The 23,676-nt window shown below is 61.4% G+C and carries 24 protein-coding genes and 1 pseudogene; 11 read left to right on the top strand and 14 right to left on the bottom strand.

The features are described from left to right. Positions 1-21 precede the first annotated feature (21 nt). The 5 genes from G9X68_RS06025 (at position 22) to G9X68_RS06005 (ending at position 4,868) form a co-directional block, all read left to right on the top strand. Positions 22-1,176 (top strand): Gfo/Idh/MocA family protein, encoded by a 1,155-nt coding sequence (locus tag G9X68_RS06025; RefSeq protein ID WP_171601639.1) that lies wholly within the window; start codon positions 22-24, stop codon positions 1,174-1,176. Then, positions 1,176-1,847: a D-lyxose/D-mannose family sugar isomerase gene (locus tag G9X68_RS06020; protein WP_171601638.1), complete on the top strand. Its 672-nt coding sequence runs from the start codon at positions 1,176-1,178 to the stop codon at positions 1,845-1,847. The genes G9X68_RS06025 and G9X68_RS06020 overlap by 1 nt, the downstream gene beginning before the upstream one ends. After that, positions 1,847-2,905 carry a carbohydrate kinase family protein gene (locus G9X68_RS06015; protein ID WP_171601637.1) on the top strand — a complete coding sequence of 353 codons (1,059 nt, stop codon included), beginning with the start codon at positions 1,847-1,849 and terminating at the stop codon, positions 2,903-2,905. The genes G9X68_RS06020 and G9X68_RS06015 overlap by 1 nt, the downstream gene beginning before the upstream one ends. Positions 2,906-3,013: 108 nt before the next feature. Then, positions 3,014-3,802 carry an L-iditol 2-dehydrogenase gene (locus tag G9X68_RS06010; RefSeq protein WP_171601636.1) on the top strand — a complete coding sequence of 263 codons (789 nt, stop codon included), beginning with the start codon at positions 3,014-3,016 and terminating at the stop codon, positions 3,800-3,802. A gap of 55 nt (positions 3,803-3,857) precedes the next feature. Next, positions 3,858-4,868: a zinc-dependent alcohol dehydrogenase family protein gene (locus tag G9X68_RS06005; protein WP_171601635.1), complete on the top strand. Its 1,011-nt coding sequence runs from the start codon at positions 3,858-3,860 to the stop codon at positions 4,866-4,868. Between the two features lie 41 nt (positions 4,869-4,909). On the opposite strand, the gene G9X68_RS06000 is transcribed toward G9X68_RS06005, so the two are convergent. The 10 genes from G9X68_RS06000 to G9X68_RS05955 all read right to left on the bottom strand — a co-directional run bounded on the left by G9X68_RS06000 (position 4,910) and on the right by G9X68_RS05955 (position 13,874). Next, complete coding sequence (locus G9X68_RS06000; protein ID WP_171601634.1) at positions 4,910-5,929, bottom strand: substrate-binding domain-containing protein; 1,020 nt, start codon at positions 5,927-5,929, stop codon at positions 4,910-4,912. A gap of 185 nt (positions 5,930-6,114) precedes the next feature. Next, on the bottom strand, positions 6,115-6,975 hold the full coding sequence (locus tag G9X68_RS05995) for a Pnap_2097 family protein (protein ID WP_171602168.1): 861 nt from the start codon (positions 6,973-6,975) through the stop codon (positions 6,115-6,117). 2 nt (positions 6,976-6,977) lie between these two features. Beyond that, positions 6,978-8,252 carry an MSMEG_0569 family flavin-dependent oxidoreductase gene (locus G9X68_RS05990; protein ID WP_171601633.1) on the bottom strand — a complete coding sequence of 425 codons (1,275 nt, stop codon included), beginning with the start codon at positions 8,250-8,252 and terminating at the stop codon, positions 6,978-6,980. A gap of 11 nt (positions 8,253-8,263) precedes the next feature. Continuing rightward, positions 8,264-8,551: an MSMEG_0570 family nitrogen starvation response protein gene (locus G9X68_RS05985; protein WP_168314484.1), complete on the bottom strand. Its 288-nt coding sequence runs from the start codon at positions 8,549-8,551 to the stop codon at positions 8,264-8,266. Next, positions 8,544-9,713, bottom strand: a complete 1,170-nt coding sequence (locus G9X68_RS05980) for an MSMEG_0565 family glycosyltransferase (protein WP_168310546.1) — start codon at positions 9,711-9,713, stop codon at positions 8,544-8,546. Before G9X68_RS05980 ends, G9X68_RS05985 begins: the two co-directional genes overlap by 8 nt. Further along, positions 9,710-10,684, bottom strand: a complete 975-nt coding sequence (locus G9X68_RS05975) for a sll0787 family AIR synthase-like protein (protein ID WP_168310545.1) — start codon at positions 10,682-10,684, stop codon at positions 9,710-9,712. Before G9X68_RS05975 ends, G9X68_RS05980 begins: the two co-directional genes overlap by 4 nt. Before the next feature lie 2 nt (positions 10,685-10,686). Next, on the bottom strand, positions 10,687-11,229 hold the full coding sequence (locus tag G9X68_RS05970) for an MSMEG_0567/Sll0786 family nitrogen starvation N-acetyltransferase (RefSeq protein WP_168310544.1): 543 nt from the start codon (positions 11,227-11,229) through the stop codon (positions 10,687-10,689). Beyond that, complete coding sequence (locus G9X68_RS05965) at positions 11,226-12,344, bottom strand: MSMEG_0568 family radical SAM protein (RefSeq protein WP_171601632.1); 1,119 nt, start codon at positions 12,342-12,344, stop codon at positions 11,226-11,228. The genes G9X68_RS05970 and G9X68_RS05965 overlap by 4 nt, the downstream gene beginning before the upstream one ends. Beyond that, positions 12,271-13,317, bottom strand: a complete 1,047-nt coding sequence (locus G9X68_RS05960) for a Nit6803 family nitrilase (RefSeq protein ID WP_171601631.1) — start codon at positions 13,315-13,317, stop codon at positions 12,271-12,273. Before G9X68_RS05960 ends, G9X68_RS05965 begins: the two co-directional genes overlap by 74 nt. A gap of 74 nt (positions 13,318-13,391) precedes the next feature. Next, positions 13,392-13,874: an MSMEG_0572/Sll0783 family nitrogen starvation response protein gene (locus G9X68_RS05955; RefSeq protein WP_003545449.1), complete on the bottom strand. Its 483-nt coding sequence runs from the start codon at positions 13,872-13,874 to the stop codon at positions 13,392-13,394. A gap of 713 nt (positions 13,875-14,587) precedes the next feature. Here G9X68_RS05955 and G9X68_RS05950 point away from each other — a divergent pair. The 3 genes and pseudogenes from G9X68_RS05950 (at position 14,588) to ku (G9X68_RS05940) (ending at position 17,356) form a co-directional block, all read left to right on the top strand. Further along, a pseudogene (locus G9X68_RS05950) lies at positions 14,588-15,237 on the top strand (esterase/lipase family protein). A 74-nt stretch (positions 15,238-15,311) separates the two neighbouring features. Further along, positions 15,312-16,457 carry a right-handed parallel beta-helix repeat-containing protein gene (locus tag G9X68_RS05945; RefSeq protein ID WP_171601630.1) on the top strand — a complete coding sequence of 382 codons (1,146 nt, stop codon included), beginning with the start codon at positions 15,312-15,314 and terminating at the stop codon, positions 16,455-16,457. 95 nt (positions 16,458-16,552) lie between these two features. Further along, the gene (gene ku / locus G9X68_RS05940; protein ID WP_171601629.1) at positions 16,553-17,356 is read left to right on the top strand and encodes a non-homologous end joining protein Ku; all 804 of its coding nucleotides are present in this window, start codon (positions 16,553-16,555) and stop codon (positions 17,354-17,356) included. 156 nt (positions 17,357-17,512) lie between these two features. On the opposite strand, the gene ku (G9X68_RS05935) is transcribed toward ku (G9X68_RS05940), so the two are convergent. The 3 genes from ku (G9X68_RS05935) to G9X68_RS05925 are packed head-to-tail and all read right to left on the bottom strand — an operon-like array spanning position 17,513 to position 18,911. Then, positions 17,513-18,352 (bottom strand): non-homologous end joining protein Ku, encoded by an 840-nt coding sequence (ku, locus tag G9X68_RS05935; protein ID WP_171601628.1) that lies wholly within the window; start codon positions 18,350-18,352, stop codon positions 17,513-17,515. An 18-nt stretch (positions 18,353-18,370) separates the two neighbouring features. After that, positions 18,371-18,604, bottom strand: a complete 234-nt coding sequence (locus G9X68_RS05930; RefSeq protein ID WP_064647874.1) for a DUF2188 domain-containing protein — start codon at positions 18,602-18,604, stop codon at positions 18,371-18,373. Positions 18,605-18,650: 46 nt separating this feature from the next. Further along, positions 18,651-18,911 (bottom strand): hypothetical protein, encoded by a 261-nt coding sequence (locus G9X68_RS05925; protein ID WP_171601627.1) that lies wholly within the window; start codon positions 18,909-18,911, stop codon positions 18,651-18,653. A gap of 143 nt (positions 18,912-19,054) precedes the next feature. On the opposite strand from G9X68_RS05925, the gene G9X68_RS05920 reads away from it, so the two are divergent. The 3 genes from G9X68_RS05920 (at position 19,055) to G9X68_RS05910 (ending at position 22,017) form a co-directional block, all read left to right on the top strand. Then, positions 19,055-19,483 (top strand): OsmC family protein, encoded by a 429-nt coding sequence (locus tag G9X68_RS05920; RefSeq protein WP_171601626.1) that lies wholly within the window; start codon positions 19,055-19,057, stop codon positions 19,481-19,483. An 87-nt stretch (positions 19,484-19,570) separates the two neighbouring features. Next, the gene (locus tag G9X68_RS05915) at positions 19,571-21,022 is read left to right on the top strand and encodes an FAD/NAD(P)-binding protein (RefSeq protein WP_171601625.1); all 1,452 of its coding nucleotides are present in this window, start codon (positions 19,571-19,573) and stop codon (positions 21,020-21,022) included. Between the two features lie 89 nt (positions 21,023-21,111). Continuing rightward, on the top strand, positions 21,112-22,017 hold the full coding sequence (locus G9X68_RS05910) for a DMT family transporter (protein ID WP_171602167.1): 906 nt from the start codon (positions 21,112-21,114) through the stop codon (positions 22,015-22,017). Here the strand turns inward: G9X68_RS05910 and G9X68_RS05905 are convergent. Next, on the bottom strand, positions 21,983-23,665 hold the full coding sequence (locus G9X68_RS05905) for a VOC family protein (RefSeq protein WP_206679627.1): 1,683 nt from the start codon (positions 23,663-23,665) through the stop codon (positions 21,983-21,985). The two genes, G9X68_RS05910 and G9X68_RS05905, sit on opposite strands and share 35 nt — an antisense overlap. Positions 23,666-23,676: the final 11 nt, after the last annotated feature.

The following is a 23,676-nucleotide window of genomic DNA, read 5'->3' as shown; positions in this document are numbered from 1 at the left end:
GCGCGTCTGGGAGGACATGTCATGACGAAAATATTCCGTTTCGGCGTCATCGGCTGCGGTCTGATGGGGCGCGAATTCGCGAGTGCCGCGGCGCGCTGGCTGCATCTGGCCGATGTGAAGGCGCGACCGGAAATCGTCGCCGTCTGCGATACCAACCCGACGCTGCTCGACTGGTTCAGGGATCATGTGTCGAATGTTCGCCAGTTCACCGCCGACTATAAGGCGCTTCTGGCCAATCCCGAGGTCGATGCGGTCTATTGCGCCGTCCCGCATGTGCTGCACCAGCAATTCTACATCGACATCCTGAAGGCCGGAAAACATCTTCTCGGCGAAAAGCCCTTCGGCATCGACGCCGCTCAGAACCGGGAGATCATGGCGGTTCTCGCCGAGCATCCCGAACTTCTGGTCCGCTGCTCCTCGGAAATGCCGTTCTTCCCCGGCGCACAAAAGGTCATCGCGCTGGCAAAAAGCGGCGAGATGGGGGAAATCCTCGAAGTCGAGGCGGGTTTCCTGCACTCTTCGGATATCGACCGGCAGAAGCCGATCAACTGGAAGCGCATGGCCGATATCAATGGCGACTATGGCTGCATGGGTGATCTCGGCATGCATGTGCTGCACGTGCCGCTGCGTCTCGGCTGGCGCCCGACCACCCTGCATGCGCAACTGGTCAAAAAGGTCACCGAACGTCCTGACGGCAAGGGCGGCATGCTGCCCTGCACCACCTGGGACAATGCCACGATCAGCAGCCGCGTACGCACCGGGGATCAGGATTTCCCGATGGTGCTGAAAACCTGGCGCATCGCGCCCGGCGAATCCAACACCTGGTACATCCGCGTTCTCGGCATGAAGAAGAGCGCGTTCTTCAGCACGAAGTCGCCGCGCCAGTGGCAGTGGATGGACTATAATGGCGGTGCGCAGGCTTGGAGCACCGAGGATCTGGGATATGGCTCGCTGTTTCCAGCCATCACAGGCAAGATCTTCGAATTCGGTTTTGCCGACGCCATACAGCAGATGTGGGCGGCCTTCGTCGATGAGCTTGCCGGCGGCAATGCCAACGGTTTCGGCTGCGCGACCCCGGCCGAGGCGCAGGCGCATCATGCGGTCCTGACGGCTGCGCTCAAATCCGGCCGGGAGGACGTCGTGGTGCCGGTCGCGTATGACGGGGCGTCCGTCTGATGCAGCGCTCCGAGATCAACGCCGCCTTGCGGCGGGCAACCCAAACCCTCGCGCGCTGGCACTGGTCCCTGCCGGCATGGGGCTATTGGACGGCGGCGGATTTCGCCGCTCATCCGCAGGCGTTCGCCTATTTGCGCGCCCATCAGCTGGGTTGGGATGTCACCGATTTCGGCTCGAACCGGTTTGCCGAATGCGGCCTCGTGCTGTTTTGCCTGCGCAATGGCATCGTCGATGTCGGGGGTGAACGGACCTATGCCGAAAAGCTGCTCTTCGTTGAAGAAGATCAGGTCACGCCGACGCACCGTCATGCGGCGAAGATGGAAGACATCATCAATCGCGCCGGCGGCGATCTCGTCATCGAATTCGCCGCAACCGATGCCGATGGCACTGTGCTGAAGGAGGATGTGACGGTTCCGGTCGACGGGCTGCCGCACCGCCTCTCCGCATGGGAGCCGCTGATTCTTAAGCCTGGTCAGAGCGTGACGATCCGCACCGGGCTTTACCACCGCTTCTACGGCCGGAAAGGCGGCGGACCTGTCCTTGTCGGCGAGGTCAGCCAAGTCAACGACGACAACAGCGACAATTTCTTTTTGGAGCCGATCGGCCGCTTTGCCGCGATCGAGGAGGACGAGCCGCCGCTCAGACCCCTGTGGAACGAAGGAGCCAGCTGATGCGAACCGTGGGGGAGGTTCACGATCGCGACAGTCAGAAGCAGGGCGGCATCGTTTGCGCGGGAAACTTCATCGTCGATCGCGTCCACACCCTGTCCTATTGGCCAGAACAGGGCAATCTCGCGCATATCCTGCATCAGGATCTGGGCGTGGGCGGCGGGGCAGCCAATGTCGTCACCGATCTGGCCTCGCTCCGATTTCCCGGAAAGCTGGCGGCGGCGGGATGCATCGGCGCCGATCAGGATGGAGAGATTGTCAAGGCCCGCCTAGCAGTTGCCGGCGTCGATGTCGGGGGGCTGACGGCGCTTGCCGACCGGGTGACGGCGCATACGCATGTCATGAATGTGCCCGGCCAGAATCGGACTTTCTTCTATCATGGCGGCGCCAACGATGCCGTCACGGATGAGCTAGTCTCACCAGCAGCCTTCGCCAAGGCCGGCTATCGGCTGTTCTATCTCGGTTATCTCATGCTGCTGCCGGGTCTCGATCGCATCGGCCCCGACGGCCGTTCGGGAGCATCGCGCCTGCTGGAAGCGGCGCGCTGCGCCGGGCTGACGACCTGCGTGGATTTCGTATCGAGCGAAGACCCGGAATTTGCGGCCAAGGTCGGTGTTGCCTTACCCTTCTGCGATTACCTGATCATCAATGAGATGGAGGCCGGCCGGGCAACCGGCATTGTTGTTCGCGATGCGCAGGGAGATTTGATCGAGGCGGGGCTTCTGACAGCGGGCGAGCGTCTGCTTGCGGCGGGTGTCGCCAAGGGCGCGATCATTCATGCGCCGGAAACCTGCTTCTGGCTTGCGCCCGGCGCTTCCCCGGTCATGACGCGGTCACGACCTGTCAATCCCGATGACATCGTCAGTACCGTCGGCGCAGGAGACGCGTTCTGCGCCGCCGTGCTCTACGGCCTGCATGAGAACTGGCCGGTCGAGCATATCTGCGCCGTCGCCCATGCCGCCGCTGCGCGTTGCCTCAAGGGGGCGACAGCCACAGATGGCATCCCCGACATGTCCGTCCTTCTTCGCGAGGCGAAGGAGACGAACCCGCAATCCGCTTAGCCCATTGGCGTCGCCTCAGGAGGGCGGCTCCGATTATCGTTCAGTCAAAAGGGGAGGAGCAAACATGAAGCTATTCGTTACGGCGGCCGCGACCGGGGAGGCAGTACGATGACATATGCGGAAACGGCGCGGCTCTTCGGCAAGGTGGCATTGGTCACAGGAGGAGCGAGCGGCATCGGCAAGGCGGTCTGCGAACGTTTCGCCGCCGAAGGCGCCAGGGTCATCGTGGCGGATCTCGACGGTGAACGATGCGCACGGGTGGCGGAAGCGATCGGCCCTGATGCCTGGGGTGTGGCGCTTGACGTGACCAGCCAGGACAGCATCGAGGAAGCCGCGCGCTTCACTATATCAACCGCCGGCAAGATCGACATCCTGGTCAACGCCGCCGGCATTTACGAAGTCGAGTCCATCCTGGAGATATCCCGGGAGCGCACCGCAAAAGTATTTCAGGTCAATATCGAAGGCCTGATCTTCATGACGCAGGCCGTTGCCCGGCACATGGTGGAGAGAGGGGAAGGCGGACGCATCATCAACTTCTCGTCCCAGGCTGGGCGTCGGGGCGAAGGACCGGCAGTGGCTTACTGCGCTTCCAAGGCGGCCGTCATCAGCATCACGCAAAGCTGCGCTCTGGAGCTGATCCGTTACGGCATCAACGTCAACGCCATCGCTCCCGGCGTCGTCGATACGCCGATGTGGGACGTCGTCGATGCAAAACTCGGCAGCCGCGAAGGTTTGAAACCCGGCGACGTCAAGCGCCGCGTGGCCGCCGCCGTCCCCGCCGGACGATTTGGCGCGCCCCAAGAACAAGCGGCCATGGCGGCCTTCCTGGCCGGCCCCGATGCAGCATACATCGTGGCGCAGTGCTACAATGTCGATGGCGGCAATGTCATGAGCTGACGCTTCGCTTCATCAGCAGCAATAGGCAATCGAACGTGAGATCCGGAGGAGTGGAATGAAGGCCGTACGCTTGGAGTCGATCGGGTCATTGACCATGCGCAGCGTTGAGAAACCGGTTGCCGGGCCGGGCGAGCTGCTTGTCCGGGTCGCAGCCGCCGGCATCTGTGGTTCCGATCGCCACATGTACAAGGGTGAGTATCCGACGGCGATCCCCGTGACGCTGGGCCACGAATTCTGCGGCATCGTCGAAGAGATCGGCGATGGTGTGACACGGTTTGCCGGCGGCGAGCTGGTGACGGTCGACCCCAATATTGCCTGCGGCACCTGTCCGGCTTGCACGCGGGCGCGGCCGAACTTGTGTGAGCGCCTCACCGCCATCGGCGTGACACGAGATGGCGGTTTTGCGGAATATGTCGCGGTGCCGCACGCGCAGGCCTTCGTGCTGCCGGCCGACCTCGATCCCGTTCACGGCGCCTTCAGTGAACCGCTGGCCTGCTGTATCCACGCCATCGACAAGGCAAAGATCCGTCCGGGCGACAGCGTCGCCATCCTTGGCGGCGGCGTGATCGGCCTGCTGATGGTGCAGCTGGCCCGCCTGGCTGGGGCAGGCGAGATCATTTTGATCACGCGCCAGCAATCGAGACGCCAAACCGCTTTGCGCCTGGGAGCCACGCACGCCTTCGACCCGGCCGCTTCAGACACAATCGTTTCTGTTCGAGAGGTCACCAAAGGCGGCGCAGACGTGGTCATCGAGTGTGCCGGCGTCAGCGACACGCTTCAAAGCGGTCTGAAAATGGCGCGGCGCGGTGGTACCTTCGTGCTTTTTGGGGTGACGCCGGCGGGTGTCGAGGTGCCGGTTCTGCCCTTCGATCTGCTGGTGAACGAAGTCGATATCAGGCCGGCCTACCTCAACCCCTTCACCCATTCGCGCGCCGCGGCAATGGTCGCGAGCGGGGCACTGAAACTGGACGCATTGGTCACCAAAACCATAGGTCTCGAGGAGGTCGCCGACGTGGTGGGCAACGCGCCGCTGCCAGGCGAGATCAAGGTCATCGTCCGGCCCTAGCTTGGCCGCGCCCCGCCCGGCTGTCAGGCCACACCACCTGCTCAGTTGCGGACGGGACCGGTGGAATCGCGCTCGATCAGGGTGACCTGCACTTTGACGATCGCACCCTGTCCAGTTTCGTCCCCTGCTCGGTGCTCCTCGATCAGCGCTTCCAGCAGCCGTGCTGCCTGCCGCCCGACATCGCGGATCGGCTGTGCGACCGTTGTCAGCCGCGGAAAGACGTAGGCGGCCTCCGGCAGATCGTCGAAGCCGACGACCGAATAGTCGTTCGGAACGGAAAATCCGCGATCCTGGATGGCATGGATGGCGGCAATCGCTGAAACGTCGGTCGTGCCGATGATCGCGGTGACCTCGGGTCGAGACGCCAGCAATTCCCGCGCCAGCCGGTAGGTTTCTGCAAAGCTGTGCTCTTCGGCCATCGCCACGATGGCAGGCGCGATGCCATGTTTCGCCATTTCCGCCGTGATGCCCTGCAGGCGAAGCTGGATCGGCTGGCTGTGGGCCGGCGCACCGACGATGGCGATCGCCCGATGGCCGAGATCGATCAGATGGCGCGCCATCAGCCGTCCGCCCTCCTCGTGATCGGCCATGACAGCGTCGTCGGCGATGCCGCTCAGCTCGCGGTCAATGGCGATGATCGGAATGCCAGCGTCCCGCAGCACCCCGAAATGCTCGATGCTGCCGAAGGCGCTTGCCACGATGACGCCGTCAACGCGCTGAGCGAGCAGCATGGAGATATAACGCACCTCGTGATCCATGTTTTCCGCCGTGCTGCAGATCAACGTCTGATAGCCGTGCTGGAACAGCTCCTGCTCGATTGCATGGGCGAGGATACCGAAGAAGGGCACTTCAATCGACGGCAGCATCAATCCGATCATCCGGCTTGGTGCACCGCGCAACATACGTGCGCCTTTGCTGGGTGTGTAGTTCAGCGTTCGGATTGCAGCCTCGACCCGATCCCTGAGCTCAGGCGAGGCGTAACCGCTGTTGTTGAGCACGCGCGAGACCGAAGAGACCGATGTTCCTGCAAGTTTAGCGATATGTCTGATGCTGGTCGTCACCTGCTCGCATTTCTTTCTCTACAGCGCCGCGCGTCTTTTTCAGACCCGCATGGGACGCTAGCACAGCAGCGGTCGAACATTCATGAGACGGGCTGCTGAAGTTCACCTTCATTTCATCATCCACTAGATCATTAGCGGGATGCCGCATCAAGCGCGCGCCGCAAGTGCGGGCTCCCGTCCATGCCTCAGCGAAGACACGTCCACATACCGAATATTTTGGCAATCACTTTCCCATTCTCGCGTCGTAGCTGCCCATGGACAGTTTTTTGCTCGTCGGAAAAATCAATAAGGTCGAAGAAAACGCTTTCATTTTGGTCGATATTTCCAAGGAAGAAAACGTCCTTACGGACGATCAGCCCCTTGCAGGGAAACCAGTTTTCCAAGGCGCGATCGGCGAGTGCCTGATACTCGGCAAAGTAAAACAGTCCCGCGCCGTTGAATTCCTGCGAGGCGCTAGGATCAAACCGAAAGGTTCTGAGCGCTCTGTGAGCGAGGACAGGAAACCCGAAATGCGTTCCCAACCGCCCATTCCGGATGTCTGCAGCATTCTGGGCGAGAAGGCTGGACTGGAACCGCTGTCCCTGCGGCTCAGGCAACGTTACACGGGCGATCGAGTGATTGTTGTCTTTGATCGTTCTGTGAACGAAGGTTGAGATGAGTTCGACCGCGCCGACGCTTCGTCCGTGGATGGACAACTCGTGCCGGGTCGACGTCCGGGTTCGCGAGACTGCGGACAGTCTCGAGTGGATGGTCAAAATGTCGTTCGCCAGCACGACGTCGAAACGTGCATCCGTCAGGGACGTTGCACAGATCGCGGCATAGGCCTCTTCTCCATCGGCCGTTCTGAAGTCCGCATTGTCGAGCCCGAGATGACAGGCAAGCATCAGCCAGTGACGATGGCCGAGTTCCTTCATCAGCCATGTCTCCGACAGCCCGTTTCCATTCAAATGGGGCATGCCCAGCAGTATATGCGGATCAAGGGCACGTTCCATCAAGTCGCGTGCCGAAGGTCCTGCGGGCGGAAAGTCCAGAAGGGCTGCGCTAATCATCAGGCGCTGACCGATTGCTTGAGAGAGGATGCCTGTTCCGAAAGCCGAGCTGCGAGATGCCCGACCACATGTTCGGCATCCTTGCCGACGCTGAGGAACCGGCCTGAGCCCCAGGTCCAGAGCCAGGGAAGTCCGAGCACGTAGACGCCATCGACGACGGTGACGCCGCGGCGATGAACGGGGTAGGCGTTGCCGTCGAAGATCGGCAGGCCGATGAAGGACCAATCCGGGCTGAATCCCGTGGCCCAGATGACCGAGCTGATCCCCTCCGCCTTGAGGTCGAGGTCGCCAATCTCCGCCTCAGGCTCCCAGACAGGGACATAGGGGGAACCGGCCGGAGCATCGATGCCCTTTTCGGCGATATGCCGGTCTATCAGGGCATTGATGCCGTTATAGACACGGTCTGCACCGTCGAGATTGGCCTTCAGGTTCGGCTCGAACAGCATCCGGCCGGCGGCGACGCCGGACATGCGGCCATAAAGCGCCATGCCCTCCAGTGCGAACTTGCGCAGATCGATATCACGCCCGCCCTCGCGTCCCGTCAGGTAATGGTTGGTGTCGTGCTTCTTCTTCGTCATGCCATCATGTTCGACGGTGATGTCGTATTGGCCGATATCGGAAAGCCAGTCGACCACATCGCGACCGCGATAGAACCGGGCGCAACGTGGCGCATTGCCAGTGACGAGATGCACCTTGCGGCCGGCAAGATGCAGATCCTCTGCAATCTGGCAGCCGGACTGACCGGAGCCGACCACGATGACGCCGCCGTCCGGCAGTTGGTCGGCATTGCGGTAGGCGGCGGTGTGGATCTGCATGATGTCCTCGGGCAGGCGCTCGGCCGCACGCGGAATGGCCGGATCCGCATAGAGGCTGGTGGCGATCACCACGGCATCGGCAGTCACCGCCCCAGCCGAGGTCTCGAGCCGGAAGAGGCCGCCATGCTTTTCGAGCGACGTCACGCTGGTTTGCTCGAGGACTGGCGCCTCGACCCTTTTCACAAAGCGAGCGACATAGGCGAGGATCTCGTCCTTGACCATAAAACCGTGAGGATCCGTGCCGTCATAGGGATGGTCGGGAAGCTGGCATTGCCAGTTCGGCGTCACCAGGCAGAAGGCGTCCCATCGTTCGTTCTTCCACTTATGCGTAACGGTCTTCTTCTCGAAAACCACGTGATCAATGCCGTGCCTCTTCAGATAGTGAGAGGCCGACAGCCCGGCCTGGCCACCGCCGATGACAACCGCACTGTAGTGGTTCTTGAGGGATGGTGTGGTCATGATGGGTCCTTTCAAAAGATGAAGGTTTTGCAGTGGACGCGGGCATCTGCGTCATGCAGGAAGGCGACAGCGACGCTTTCAATTCGGGCGAGTTGGTCGTTTGCGGATGAACACGCAAAACCAAACTTCGCCTCCACGCGATCGCTGGCGATGGTAAGCGCCCTGCGGCTGCGATCTATGAAATCGGCGACCGAATAGCTTTCACCCTCGGTGAAAAACTCACGGATGATCAGGGAGGGGGAATAACAGGTCTCCTCCTGGCCATCCGGCCAGGTTATGACGAACCGCATTTCAGGCATGGTCGGCCTCCAACAGTGTGTGATAGCGGGCAAGATGGGCTGTTGCGGTTTGCTGCCAGCCATGGCGAGCTGCAACCGCGAGACCACGGGGGATGATCTGCTCGCGGATCGGCGCGACCAGCGCCAGCGCCATGCCCTCGGCAATGGAGACCGGATGGTGCGGATCGCACCAGATCGCATCGCCGGGACCCAAATATTCGGTGAAGGGCGCAATCGAGGATGTCACGACCGGAATGCCGCTGGCCATGGCTTCCAGAACGACGAGGCCGAAGCCTTCCTTGAGCGAAGGGAACACCAGCGCATCCGCCAATCGGTAGAGGCTCGGCATGTCGGCATCCGCGATCGCTCCGGTGATATGCACCGCTGCGGCGTCCCGACCGAGGCAGGCGAGGCAAGAACGGAACTCCTCCTGATAGTCGCCATGGTCCAGGAGGGAGGCGCCGCCGGCAATGACAAGCTGGGCATCCGGCCGGATGGCGCGGACCTGACGAAAAGCTTCGAGAATACCAAGGGTGTTCTTTCGCGCCTCGATGCCGCCGACACTGAGGAAGATCGGTCCGCTTCCAAGCTGCAGTCTGTCGCGCAGAGCGACCTGCTCGCCGCTCCAGGCAGGCGAGAAGCGGTCGGTGTCGACGCCATTGCCCACCACTGTCGCCTCAATGCCGCGATCATCTCTCAGCCTGTCCTGCCAGAGGCGGCTGACGGCGAAGAAGATATCGGCGGCGTCGATCGCACGATCCTGCAGAGCCATCAGGCGCGGATCGGCGAACTGGTCGATGTGGTGGACGGTGCGGGCAAAACTCGGGATCAGGCCCTCCAGCTTGAGGGTCGCCAGCGCATTGCTGGAAATGCCGTCATGGGCGTGAAACAGGTCGAAGCCATTGGTTCCGGTTCTGCGGAAATAGCCGACATAGTCGGCAATCCGCTGCTCGACCATTTGCGTCATGTCGGCGGGTGCAGGCTGCACGGCAATGCAAGCCGTGCCGCAGGAGGGTTGACGAAAGAAGCCCGTCCCCTTGGCATCAGGCGCGTGCAGGACCACCTCATGACCAAGCGAGGCCAGCGCTTCAGAAAGCTGCATGGCATGAACCACGCCGCCACGCGGATTGGTGGAATGGGTCAGCATGGCAATGCGCAGGGTTCGATGCGACGGGAGGCTCATGCGGCGGCGTCCTGTCGGCCGAGTTGCAGCAGCGGTGTTTCGGCATGATTGCGCACCACTGCACGGCTCCCACCATCGACCAGCGCGACTTCGGCGCCGGCCACGACCGCGCCGATGACCGCAGCGCTGATGCCGCGCGCGGTGAAGCGGGTGAGGACATCGGCCACATGTTCCGGGGCGACCGAGAGCAGGTAGCCGAAGCTCGGAAAGGTGACGAGCCAGCGATCGAGGCTGACACCGGCGGGCAGGGGAATGGCCGTGACGTCGATGTCGATGCCGACATGCGAACATTCGGCCAGCATGATGGCCGTGCCGACAATGCCGCCCTGGCTGATATCCTTCGCAGACAGCGCCAGCCCGGCCTCGGCGATCTCGGGCAGCAATTCGAGGTCGCTGCGCAGGCGTGCCGGCGCCGCATTGGTGGCGGCTTCCCAGTTGTTGAAAGGTTCGCGGTAGCGGCCGCGATGGTCGATCGCTGCAACCAGCACATCGCCGGGCTTCGCGTCGAAGCTCGTCAGCAGTTTCTTGGCGCGACCGAGAATGGCGACCGACAATTGGCCGCGTTCGGTGCGGATATTGGTATGGCCGCCGACGATCGGTACGCCAAAGGCGCTGGATGCCGCCCGCATGCCCTCCAGAACGGGTGTCGCGCCAGCCTCGCCATCGGCCCAGACGGCATCAACCACGGCGATCGGTCGGCCGCCCATGGCAACGACGTCGGAGATATTGACCATGACGCCGCACCAGCCGGCGAACCAGGGGTCGGCGGCGACGAACTCGTTCATGAAGCCTTCAATGGCAAAAAGCAGATAGCCGTCGCCATCGGGCAGCGCGGCGCAATCGTCGCCGACGGCAATCTGCTGCCCCTGCAGGCCGAGGCTTGCCGCGATCGTGCCTATATCCTGCTTGGCGGCGATGCCGCTGCTTGTCGAGAGTTTTGCCGCCAGGGCCTTGATGTCGATCGCGACCATCCTCACGCCACCTTTCTGGAAAGGGCGGTGAAGCCTGCTTCGGGTGTGGCGCAGGGCGGATAATAGGCAAGGTCGGCCTTCATCCTGAGATGCGGCTTGCCATAGACCTCGAACTCCTCGATCACATTCCAGTGCAGCCTGCGGAACAGCAGGCCGTTCTGCACCTGCACATTGGCGAGGAAAGTGTGGCATCCGATCGCATTGGCGGAGGACACGGCGAGCTTGATCAGGGTCGCCCCGAGGGCGCCGATCTTGCGAAAATCCGGATGGACTGCCAGTCGCGAGCCCCACCAGAGACCGGGTTCCGCCTGATGGATGCGCACCGTTCCGACCAGCTGGTCGGCGGCAATACCGAGCATGGAGAGAGCCACGATCGGGATGGCGTGATCATCGATCGCATCGCGGTCGTCGCCCTCGAAGATCTGCTGTTCCTCGCAGAAGACGGCACGGCGCAGCGCATGCGCTTGGCTGCGCTCCCAGGCGGAGGTCGCGAACTTCACCTGGAACTCGCTCGATCGATAGGGAGCAAAGGCTTCGAGCATCATTTGGTGAGCATCCTTTCATAGGTGGAAAGGGCGGAGCAGGCGCCGCATTTGCCGCAGCCGGCCTTGATGTCGACGGCCTTCAAGCCGCTGGCGACCAGCATCCTGGACAAGGGTCCGAGGATCGAGTGCATGAAGTCGGGCCTCGGCGCCGGGTGGCTTTCGAGCGGCGTGCCGGAGATCGGCACGAAGGGCACGACGAAGGGATAGACGCCGAGCGCAACCAGCTTTTCGCAGATATCCAGAATGGCTTCACGGCTGTCGCCGAGCCCCGCCAGGATATAGGTCGAGACCTGGCCGCGCCCGAAGACCTCCACTGCGGCCTTGAACGATCCCATGTATTTGGCGATCGAGACCTGCGCCTTGCCCGGCATGATGCGAGCACGCACCTCCGGCGTCACGGCTTCCAGATGCATGCCGAGAGCATCGACGCCGGCCTCCTTCATGCGGGTGAACCATATATCGTCTTCCGGCGGCTCGCATTGCGCCTGGATGGGAATGTTGACGGCCGCCTTGATGGCGCGGGCGCTGTCGGCGAGGATCGCAGCACCGCGGTCGTCGCCCTTCGGCGTGCCGGTGGTCATCACCATGTGCTTGACGCCGTCCAGTTCGACGGCGGCCTTGGCGACTTCCGCGAGCTGCTCTGGCGTCTTGTGGGCGATGGTGCGGCCGGCGGCCAGCGATTGGCCGATGGCGCAGAACTGACAGGTCTTGGTGCGGCTCTGGTAGCGGATGCAGGCCTGCAGCACGGTCGTGGCAAGCACGTCCTTGCCGTGCAGAACGGCGATCTGCGAATAAGGAATGCCGTCGGCGGTCGAGCGCTCGTAGAAGCGTGGACGCAGGGGAAAGGAGACCTCGCCCAGCACCGTGCCATCCCGGCTGATACGGCTGCGGCCCATATCATCCGGCTTTTCCACCAGATAGGGGCTCTCGAATGCAGGTGCGGTGTGAACCGGCACCATCACCGTCATGCCGTCAATGGTCAGTGCCTTATGGTCGGAAGGTCCGGCACCACCTCGGCGGCTTTCATGTCCGGCCTTGGGGTCAACGAGCCGGGCTCCGTAGGACTGCAATTCGTTGATCAGAACCTCGGTCGGCAGACGTGTCGTATTCTCCATCGGAAGGGGTCCTTGCTTCGGCTGTGGGGAGGGACGGCTGGTTGGTAGTGACCATCGGCGCAGTGGCTCGGCCATCCATGACAAGATGCAGCAGCTCAGGTCGGGCATAATGGCCGACCGAATCCATCATCCGCTTGCGTTTGACGATCAGGCTCATGTCGAGATCGGCGATCAGGATGCCTTCGCCTTCTGTCAGTGGCGGCACGACGTGTTTGCCTTCGGGCGAGATGATCGCGGTCATGCAGCCGCCGCGCAGGGCCTTCCGCAGGCCTGCGTCGGACGTGATGGAGGCGATCTGCCCGTCGGTCAGCCAGCCTGTGGCGTTGACCACGAAGCAACCGCTTTCCAGCGCATGGTGGCGGATGGTGACTTCCATCTGGTCGGCAAAAATCGGCCCGACCATGGAGCCTGGAAACTGGGCGATATGGATGTCCTCGTGCTGCGCCATCAGGGCGTAGCGGGCCAGAGGATTGTAATGCTCCCAGCAGGCTAGCGCCCCAAGGCGTCCGACAGCGCTATCGACCACCTTCAGGCCGGAGGCGTCGCCCTGGCCCCAGATCATCCGCTCGTGAAAGGTCGGGGTGATCTTGCGACGCTTGAGGATCAGCGTGCCATCGGCATCAAACAGCAGCTGGGCATTATAGAGCGATCCGTGGTCACGCTCGTTGACGCCAAGCGCCACTACGATGCCATGCTCGCGGGCGGCTGCCGAGACGGCATCAGTGGCAGCGCTCGGCACCGTAACGGCCTCCTCGTAAAGTCGCACGTGCTCCTTGCCGGAGAGAACGGGCGGCAGCACGAAAGAAAAATAGGGGTACCAGGGGACGAAGGTTTCGGGAAAGACGATCAGCTCGGCGCCTTTGGCGGACGCTTCGCGAATTGCATCCAGCACGCGGGCCAGTGTTTTCTCGCGCGAGGTCAGATCCGGCGCGATCTGCGCGGCGGCAACCCGGACGCTCGGTTTTTTCTCCATGACGAATCCTCGATTGACGGTGGGGAGGCGGAGCGCCAGGCTCCGCCCCTTATTCTTCGGCGCGCGCCTGGTGCTTAGAGCGTCCAGGTATCCAGGATGAAGGCGCCATCGCGACGATGGATCAGGATCAGGTCGAGAACGTCGAGCGGACTGATCGGCGTGATGCCGGGGATCAGCGCGCCTTCGCCATGGCCGTAAAGCGCCTGAAGGGCAAAACGGCAGGCATAGACCTTGCCGCCTTCCTCCATGAACTTGACGATCTGGTTGTTGAAATTCAGATGGCCGGGAAAGGCCTCCGCACCGAGCGTCGGAAAACCGCGCTGGACGCCGAGCGTCACGCCCGGGCCATAGAGAAGGATCGAGGTCTCGAAACCTTTCCGCTTCAGGCGTGTCGCCTGCAGCAGGTTGACGAATCCGATCGATCCTTCGAAGGCCACGGTATGGAAGGTGACGAGGGCTTTTTCGCCTTCGCCGGCCTGTACGTCCTCGAAAACCTTGTCCTCGTAATCGACAAGAAAGTCGCCTTTTTGATTGGCTGGCTTGGTCACTGCGGGCATGGATGGCTCCTTGATTGAAATCCGATCCCCATCCGGGGAGCATCCATCCAATTGCAAGCATCATGCCAGATTGATTATGCACAAATAGCAGTCAAATATGCGAATAATGCATTCAAATATACGATCAATTATGAGGGTTAAAAGTTTGAAAGCTTATTTTCTGCGCGACAGAATGCAAAAATCGAATGCACGAAAGCCCAAATCAGATGCATTCAATTGGCGTCAATCATTGGGAGGAGCCATGATACTTGTGCGGTACGAGCCTCTATCACCTGCTTTACGCCGAGCTTGGGAGGGCTGCCTAGACTCGCGGCGCTTTCTGCTGTCGGCCGCAATGGCAATGGATGCGGCTTGTATCCAAAGGTTTTCCTGCAAGCTGACGTATCGCATCAATCGGAAAGATCGATCTACCTATATTGAATGCAGTCAAATTATGCAGTTGGATGTATACGTAGGACCGTTCGCAAGGCAGCCAACGGAGTACGCCGTCAATTCCGTCGACGGCGGAGAAAGGAGGCGAAAGAGGATGCTCGGATTCCCTTGTCGCCGATTACGGCCGCGTCGCTCTTATTCGGCTCGACACAATGCTCTGAAAGTCGTGACCTTGGCGGCAAGCCATGCTTCGGATGTCTGGCCATTCCGCCGATCGACAAGCTTCACCGCGAGAGCTACAGAAAGGCCTGATCGATAGCAGCCCGTTGAGCGGACACATGATGAACGACACTGTCCTGCTGTTTCACGGCATTGCTCGAACGAAAAAAAGTATGGCGAAGCTCGCCGGCTTCCTGTCCGGCCACGGTTATCGGGTTGTGAATGTCGGTTACCCCTCCACCAAGTTTTCGATCAGCGACCTCATCGACATCGTCCGACCTGAGATCGACGGCGCTGCGAAGGAGGCAGGCGAGGGCAGGGTCCATTTCGTCGGTTATTCGATGGGTGGGTTGGTCATCCGTGCTTTTCTGACGCGTTATCGCCCAGCCAACCTGGGAAGGGTGGTCATGGTCGGGACGCCGAACAACGGCAGTCAGATTGCCGATTTCCTCAAGAGCTGGCCGCTATACAGGAAGGTCTATGGACCGGCGGGACAGCAGCTGATTACCGATCAAACCGCAATGGCCGAGCTGTTCGGCGCGGTCGATTACGACTTGGCATCATCGCCGGGAACCGGACCATTGACCCGATCTCTTCCGTTATCATCGGCCTCAGGGTGCCGAATGATGGAAAGGTGTCGGTGGAGAGCACCCGCCTCGACGGCGCGGCGGCGCATATCGTCATTCCGGCAAACCACACTTTCTTGCCGGTCAACAAGACGATGTGGAGCCAGACATTGTCGTTTCTGAAAGATGGGCGGTTTACAAGCTGAATTTCCAAATATTCAAACATCCGCCACATGCCCTCTGCTTAATTCCCCGCTGTACCGGTATCGAAGGAAATGCAATGACCGCCATCCTGCGAAAGAAAATTCACGGCGCGTCTACGCGCGGACAGGTCATCGATGGTGCGCCCGATATCGGCGTCGCCTATCAGGTGTTTTCCGATACCGTGGTCGAAGACGTTATCGTCAAGAATTCTCCTCGCGGCTTCAAATTTCACAATGGCAAGAACCTCACCGTCAGGCGCTGCGAAACAGAGAATGTGAACGGCGACGGCATCTATCTGACGAAGACGACGCACGTATTGCTGGAGAACAACCGAATCGGCGCGGCACCCGGTCATGGTGCGGATTGTTGCCAATTCGCCTATCAAAACAGCGACGACAATATCAGCTCCGATGTTGTGATCCGCGGCAACCTTTTCCTTCAGTCGTCGGCGAGCGCATCGAACAAGGGTGCGCTGGTCTGCGACAAAACTCGAAAATACCTCGTTGAATACAACTTCATCGGCGGCAAGAATTTCTCCTTTTCATCGATGGGCGATGATGCTGTCGTTCGCAGCAACATCATGCGCGACGGCAGGATGAATGATTATTCCTTCGGCTACGGCGTCGGCGACAAAGCCGACCATGCCGGGCATCATGTTTATGACAACTGGATCGAGAACACTAATCGTGGGGTCAGTCTGAGCGGCTTTTCGGATCAGGAACTGGCGTTTCGCAAAGACATCGATATCCACGATAACGTCATTAGCCAATGTGACATCGCATTTTTCGCCAATCGACCGTGGTCCGGCAGCTTTCGGCGCAACATATTTCTGCGGTGCGAGCAGGACATCGTTCTCAAGGGAAACGGCAAAGCGACTGCGGGTGATATCGATGGCAACTATCGCAACGATGGCAGCTTTCTGAATGTCACCCCGCCGCCGCTTCGTTTCAAGCCCGATGGCAACGCCTCCGTCGCCTCCGGCGAATGGACATCCGAGCCCGACGAAATCCGCATCCAATGGCGTAACAAGGGGATCGATATCCCAGGTGCCAATCGGCCCTCCATTGCGGTCGAGCCTGGCATGGAATTATCATGCGTCCTGTTGGCCCGCAAGGAGCAGAATTGGATGCTGGCGATCGCTGAGACAGCCTATGACGACTTCACGCCGCGCGCATGGCAGGAGCAGAGGCTGCCTTGGCAGAAGCGCTATCTCTCGATTTAAGCGGCGTGGCGCCGGCGGTTATATCCGAACCGGAACCAAAGGTCGGTTTTGCCGTTGATTGCCATGCCCAACCGTGTCCGGGAGGCAGGACAGACATGGCACGTCAGACATTCTGGAAAGGCTATCTCAAGCTCTCGCTCGTCACTGCCGCCGTCTCGCTGACGCCGGCGACGACCGAAAGCAACAAGGTCCGTTTCCACGTCCTCAATCGCCAGACGAAGAACCGCGTCGAAAGCCGTTATGTCGACAGCGTCACCCATAAGCCGGTGGCAGAGCGGGACCAGGTGAAGGGCTATCCGCGTGGCGAGGACGACTATGTTCTTCTCGAAGACGAAGAGATCGAGGAAGTCGGGCTCGAAAGCACCCGCACCATCGAGATCGACACATTCGTGCCGCGCGGCTCGATCGATTGGATCTGGTACGACAAACCGCATTTTCTGGCGCCGGAGGACAAGGTCGGGGTGGAAGCCTTTTGCGTCATCCGCGAGGCGATGAAGGCCAATGACGTCGTCGGCATTGCCCGCCTTGTTCTTTATCGCCGCGAGCGTGCGGTGCTGCTGGAAACGCTGGGCAAAGGCATCGTTCTGTGGACTCTGCGTTATGGCGACGAGGTGCGTGATCCCGTTGCCGAACTCGACGACAAAACCGAGATCGACACCAAGCTGCTGACACTGATGAAGCAACTGGTGAAGGAAGAGACGAAGGATTGGAGCCCGGCCATGGTGCAGGATCCGATCCAGAAACGTCTAAAGTCGATGATCCGCAACAAGCAGAAGAGCCTGAAGAAGGCGGCGCCCGCGCAAAAACCTGCACCGGTGAAATCGACCGGCAACGTCATCAATATCATGGATGCGCTGAAAAAGAGCTTGGCTGCGGAAGATGGGCGCAAGCCGCGTTAGCCGACGGTCGGCAGAGGCATCGCTGATCCGCTATGCCTTTTCTTCTCCAGCGGTTTCGCCGCGGCGAAAAACCCGTCCCAGGGATATCTCGGCAAGGTATCGAGCCGCGTCGGGCGTGAAATCGTGTTTCGCCTGATAGAGGTTTCGAGAGCCATCTCAGCTTGCCTTCTTGCTGCGGCTGTCGCTACGCGCCGGCGCCTTCTTTTTCGCGGGAGCCTTGCCGCTCATCTTGGCGCTCTGGCGCAGCGCTTCCATCAGGTCGACGACCTTGCGTTCCGGAGCCGGTTTCTTCTTCGGTGGCGCCCGGCCCTCGATCTTCGCCTTCACCAGCTCGACAAGGGCAGCCTCGTAGCGATCTTCGTATGTGCTCGGTTCGAAGCTGCCGTGCTTGGTGCCAATGATATGGCCCGCAAGTTCGATCATTTCCTTGTCGAACTTGATGTCGGGAATGTCTTCGAAAACCGTATCGGCCGAGCGCACCTCGTAGTCGAAATTCAGCATCGTCGCGACGATGTAGTTGTCATGTGGGCGGATCAGCAGCGTCCGGTTGCGCCGGAAAAGCACGGCTTCGGCCAGAGCCGCGACCTTGCCGTCACGCATGCCGCTGGCGATCAGCGACAGCGCCTCCTCGTCATGTTCGTCGACGGGCGCGAGATAGTAAGGGCGGTCGAAATAAAGCTTGTCGATATCGTCGTAGGCAATGAAAGCCTTGATATTGAGGACCTTGTCGCTTTCCGGCATGATTTCGGCGATCTCGTCGCCCTCGATGACGATGTAGTCGCCATTCTCCATCTGGTAGCCCTTGACCTGGTCGCTCCGCTCGACCGGTTTGCCGGTCCCGCTATCGACGAATTCCCGTTCCACCCGGTGGCCGGTCCTGCGGTTGATGATGTTGAAGGAGACACGGTCGGAGGAGGAAACGGCAGTGTAGAGCCCGACGGCGCAGGCAAGGTCGCCCACCTTCAAATGACCCTTCCAGCTTGCCCGAGCGGCCATTCCATCCTCCGTCGCAGATCAGAGCCGGCTGCCGCTCTTGTCGGTTTCGAGTTCCTGAAATGCCCAGCCGCGACCGTCGGGTGCGGGATAGGCGAGCAACGCATCGCCATTGCCGATCTTCTGGCGCGATGCAGCGTCCTTGGCATGGATAATCGCTTCATCCGCTGTTGCATAGGTTTCCGAAAGTGTGTCGCCGAGCTTATAGGCCCAGCCATTGTCATGCGGCACGACCTGATAGGTGATATCGGCCATTTCGGATCTCCTCTTCTCAGCTAAATAGGGTGCATGATGTCGTCGGCTAGTTCCGATTTGGTTTGCGCCGTTCATCGAGCGCAATGATCTTCTCCAGCGATGCGATATCCTCGCTGGTGACGACCGGAACCGGATCGGCAGCGATGGCTTCCAGCACCTCCTGGGAGACGGCGCCGTTGCGGATCGCCCATTCCAGCGTTTCGCGCGTCTCCCGCTCGGCCTTCAGCTGCGCATAGAGCGCGACGATCAGCCGATCGCGCGCATCCATCCGCCGGCCTTGGTTATCCATGCTGCGGACATGCACCATCGCAATCCACCTTTGTCACTGATTTCGTTCAGGTGTATTCAACTGATGAGAGATGGAAAGGTTCCGAAACCGGTGGGCGGGCTTTGCCATTGCCGCATCAGGCGGAATCACTATCCGCAGGATATTCGCGAGAGGATTTCAATATGGCCGATCTCAAGGTTCGTCCCCGCCCGACCGGCGCCACCGCCGTGGTCGGCCGCACCGGTTTCCCGCATGTCACCTCCGCCACCAAGGGCGAGATCGATATCGTCACCGCGCCGTCGCAGCCGGGCTTCAATCCGCTCGATCTGCTCTATTCCTCGCTCTCGGCCTGCCTGGTGCTGAGCGCCCGCATCGTCGCCAGCCAGATGGGTATTCTCGACAAGATCAGCGAGATCACCGCCGAGGTCACCGGCGAGAAGGCGACGGAAGGCCTTTCGCGCGTTGCCAAGTTCAACATCGCTTTTTCGATCAAGGGCGATATCGACGAAGAAACCCGACAGAAAATCGCCCATGCCGCCGAAGACGAGATCTGCACGGTGAGCAACACCATCCGCGGCAATCCCGAGTTCTCGACGACAATATCGGCGTAAGGCTAAATCTACATAATAATTATAGACAATCCGGGGAGGAGGATTGCGTGACCACTGCCCCGATTCTATGCTCGGGCATCGAAAGCAATGATCCCGGCCACCATGCAGCCCAAGCCTCTCCCGACGTCTGAACAGCCGGTCGTCGCCATCATCGGCGGCGGTGTCTCCGGCGCCGGTGTCGCCTATCATCTCGCCAGAGCCGACTGCGGCGAGCGCCCTGCCATCGTGGTCTTTGAGCCGCGCGCCGAACTCGGCCGCGGCCTTGCCTATGACACGGCCGATCCGGCCCACCGCATCAATGTTCCAGCCGCCAAGATGAGCCTGCAGCCCGATGACCTCGGCGAATTCCTGGCCTGGATCGACGCCCGCGACGCCGTCGCCGGCGACCCTGAGGCCAGGCAGCCCGATGGCTCGCTCTTCCCCCGGCGCCGGCTGTTCGGCGAATATGTCGCCTCGCTGCTGAAGCCGCTGCTGGAAGACGGTAGCGTGCGTCATCGCCGCGCTGCGGTGACGGCTGTCGAAGCCCGTGCCGGTCGTTGGTCGATCCTCGACGACAGAGGCGGCGTGACGGAGGCCGATATCGTCGCGATCGCCACCAGTCATCCGCCGCCGGTAGCCCCCGGCCGGCTTGCGATCCGGCTTGCTGCCCATCCCCGTTTCGTCGCCGATACCACCAAGCCGGGCGCGCTCGAGGTGATCCGCCCGCATGACCGGGTGCTGGTCATCGGCAACGGCCTGACGGCCGCCGATGTCATCGCCTCGCTTGCGGCGCGCGGACATGACGGTCCGGTGACCGCGATCTCGCGCCGCGGTCTGCGGTCTCGTGGGCACGCGCCGGTACCGCAGGAGCTCTTCGGCGATTTCGTCTCCGATGCGGCCCATTCCGCCGTGTCGCTGCTGAGAGAGATCCGCACTGCCATAGGTGCGGCGAAGACGCAGGGCATAAGCTGGCATGGCGTGATCGATCAGGTGCGGGCGCAGGGATACGATCTCTGGCAGGCGCTACCGGTTGCCGAGCGACGCCGTCTTGTCCGCCATCTGCGTCCCTATTGGGATGTGCACCGTTTCCGGATCGCCCCGCAGGTCGAGGCCGTGCTCGACGCGGCGGTTGCCGCAGGTCGCCTCGATATCCTGGCCGGCTCGGTCGCCGATGCGCGCATCGAAGGCGAGCTGATCCTTTGCACCCTGCAGCCACGTCATCAGCGTCAGCCGCTGGAGAGACGTTATGACGCCGTCGTCGTCACCACCGGCCCGGCGCATGGCGGCATTCTCGAAACCCAGCCCTGGCTTGCGGCACTTGCGGCAGACGGCCACCTGTCGCTCGATCCGACCGGGCTCGGCCTTGCCTGCACCGAGCGCTCGGAGGCGATCGGCCGGTCAGGAAAGGCAGATCCTTCGCTGCTGATCTCCGGCCCGCTGGCGCGCGGCACGTTCGGCGAGCTGATGGGACTGCCGCAGGTGACCGAGCATGCCTTCTTCATCGCCGGTGAGATCGCTGAAAAGCTGCGGACCAGCGCGACGAATAGGCGTCCTGCCTGATTTTCCATCAATATGTCGCTCTTCGACTGTCGCTGGTGGTCGACTTCTGATACGCACCCGGCATCCGGGTGACCAAGAATATCGAGATCATGTCGCAGCCTGCCTCCACCCTTTCCGAAGCCTCGCCTTCCAATCGTTTTGCCCTTGCAGCCCTCCTTCTCGGCGGGGCGGCGATCGGCGGCTCGCCGATTTTCGTCAGACTGTCCGAGGTCGGACCGATGGCGACGGCCTTCTGGCGTGTGGCGCTGGCGCTGATCCCGATCCTCGTCGTCTCGCTCGTGAAGAAGGAGAGGGGCCTAAAGCCGCAAAGCCTTTCCGACTATGGCATGCTGGTTCTCCCGGGCGTCATGTTGGCGCTCGATCTCGCCGCCTGGCACCTTTCGCTCACCATGACCTCGGTCGCCAATGCGACGCTGCTTGCAAATCTCGCGCCTGTTTTCGTCACGCTGATCGCCGTCCTGTTTTTCAGGGCGAGAACCAGTGTCGTCTTCCTAATGGGACTGGTGCTGGCACTCGCCGGAGTGGTTATTCTGAAAGGCGGACCGGCAGGGCTCGGTAACGGCGATTTGAGCGGCGACGGCGCCGCGATGATCGCCGCCTTCTTCTATGCCTGCTATATCCTGGCGATCGGCAGGTTGCGCAGCCGGTTCGATACGATCCGCATCATGCTGTGGAGCACGGCATCGGCAGCCGTCTGCATCTTTCCGATAGCCTTCTTCTTCGAAGGCCAGATGCTGCCCGCAACCGCCTTTGGCTGGTCGATCCTCTTCGGCCTCGCCTTTGTCAGCCATGCCGGCGGGCAGGTGGCGATCACCTATGCGCTCGCCTATCTGCCGCCGGCCTTTTCATCGCTGACGCTGCTGCTTCAGCCGGTCGTCGCCGCTATCCTCGCCTGGGCGCTGCTCAATGAGGCGATTGGGATGATGCAGGCGCTCGGCGCCGCGGTGGTGCTCGCCGGCATCATGGTTGCCCGGACGTCTCGCGCGCCGGCTTAACCGCTTGCTGCTCCAGCGGCTGCGGATCATCACCCATCCTCTGCAACAGCCACTTCTGGATGATCGGTACATCGGCATCGCCGAGGTCATGACCACCGGGGATGACGTCGGAATCGACGGTGGCGCCCGAACTTTTCAGCCTCTCTTCCAAGTCGCTCGCATATTTGCCGTAGGCATCCGTCTTGCCGCTGATGACGAGCAGGTCGGTGCCCTTGAGATCGGCGTGCGGATAGTCGCTGAGCACCGGCATGGAGCGCAGCAGCACCGCCTTGTGGACAAGGTTCGGGTGCAGGTAGAGCAGCGAGTTCAGGAGGTTGGCGCCATTGGAATAGCCGACATAGACCACCTTCTTGGGATCGAGGCCGTAGGACTTGACGGCGCCTTCGATGAAGGCCGCAAAGGCTTCGGCCTCAGTCTTGATGTCGTTCTGATCGAAGGAGAAGGGTGTAATGCGCTTGTACCAGCGCGGAAAACCCTCTTCCGTCGCGCGCCCTCGCACGCCCATCAGGGTTGCTCGAGGCGCCGCCTTGTTCAGGAGCGGCATTAACGTCGTCTCATTGCCGCCCGAGCCGTGAAGGAGCACGAAGACACTGCCGTCGGGATTCGGCGGCGTATAGAAGCGGTGAACGAACGGCAGTTCTCGGTAGTTGATGCGGGGCTGGCCGGGCATCGAAAACTGGGGCAGAATCACCTTCAGGTCATCGAGATTGGTGATCGTTTCCGGCGGCGCGAAGAGCTTGGTGCCGAGGGATGCATGCTCTTCGTCAACAGTCATGCCGGGCTTGTCGGTGGCAAGTTCCACCAGCGTGCCGCCGGGCTCGCGGGCATAAAGCGAGCGGAAATATTTGCGGTCGTGCATATTGGTCGGCGACCCATCCGTCGCTTCCAGTGCCTTGCGCACCGAAAGCAGCGTCTCCTCGTCGGCGGCGCGGAAGGCGACGTGATCGACCGTGCCGGTGCCCGGCGCGCCGGACCAGAAGCCGCGCGCATCGCGCACGTCGATGACGTCGCCGGATTGCGACACCAGCCTGTCGATCGTGCCGCGGTTGGTCTGGAAGCGGTAGCCGAAATGGCTCTCGAGGAAGCTGCGGCTTTCGGCGGGCTTTTCCGTCAGCATGGTCGCGCCGCGCACGCGCTGGATCGTGTGCTCGGCCGGGATCGAAGCGCCGTCCCAGGCGGACGGCGATGTCAGGTTCTTTGCGCCTGCGAGCTTGAGGATGATGTTGTCAGGGTCTTTCAGCCGCAGGACGGGCTCGCCGAATTCGTCGGCCGGTCCCTCGGATCTCAGACCGAAGCTCATGGCGCGCGTCAGCCAGTAGCCGATGCTGGTGGGATTGATCGAAAGCGATATTTCGCTGATCTGGCCGTAACCGGCTCGGCCGGGCGCACCATCTTCCCAGACGAGGAAGGTCAGCAGCGAACCCGGCGTCCCAGCCGCATCGCCATAGAGTAGATGAAGCTGCGTCGCGTCCTCGTAACCGGCTGTCTGCTTGACGAGCCGCATGCCGAGAAATCCCGCGTAGAAGTCCACATTCGCCTGCACCTTGCGGGTGACGGCCGTGACGTGATGTATGCCTGATACCATCGAGAGCAGTCCTGATTGAAGCGGTGTCGTCAGGAGCGCGAGTATGAGAGCTGCGAAGGTCATACCGTTGCCAA

The sequence above is a fragment of the Rhizobium changzhiense genome, assembly GCF_013087625.1.
GTDB lineage: Bacteria > Pseudomonadota > Alphaproteobacteria > Rhizobiales > Rhizobiaceae > Rhizobium > Rhizobium sophorae.
The sequence above is the reverse complement of the archived record's forward strand: the minus strand, read 5'-3'. Positions and strand labels throughout refer to the sequence as shown.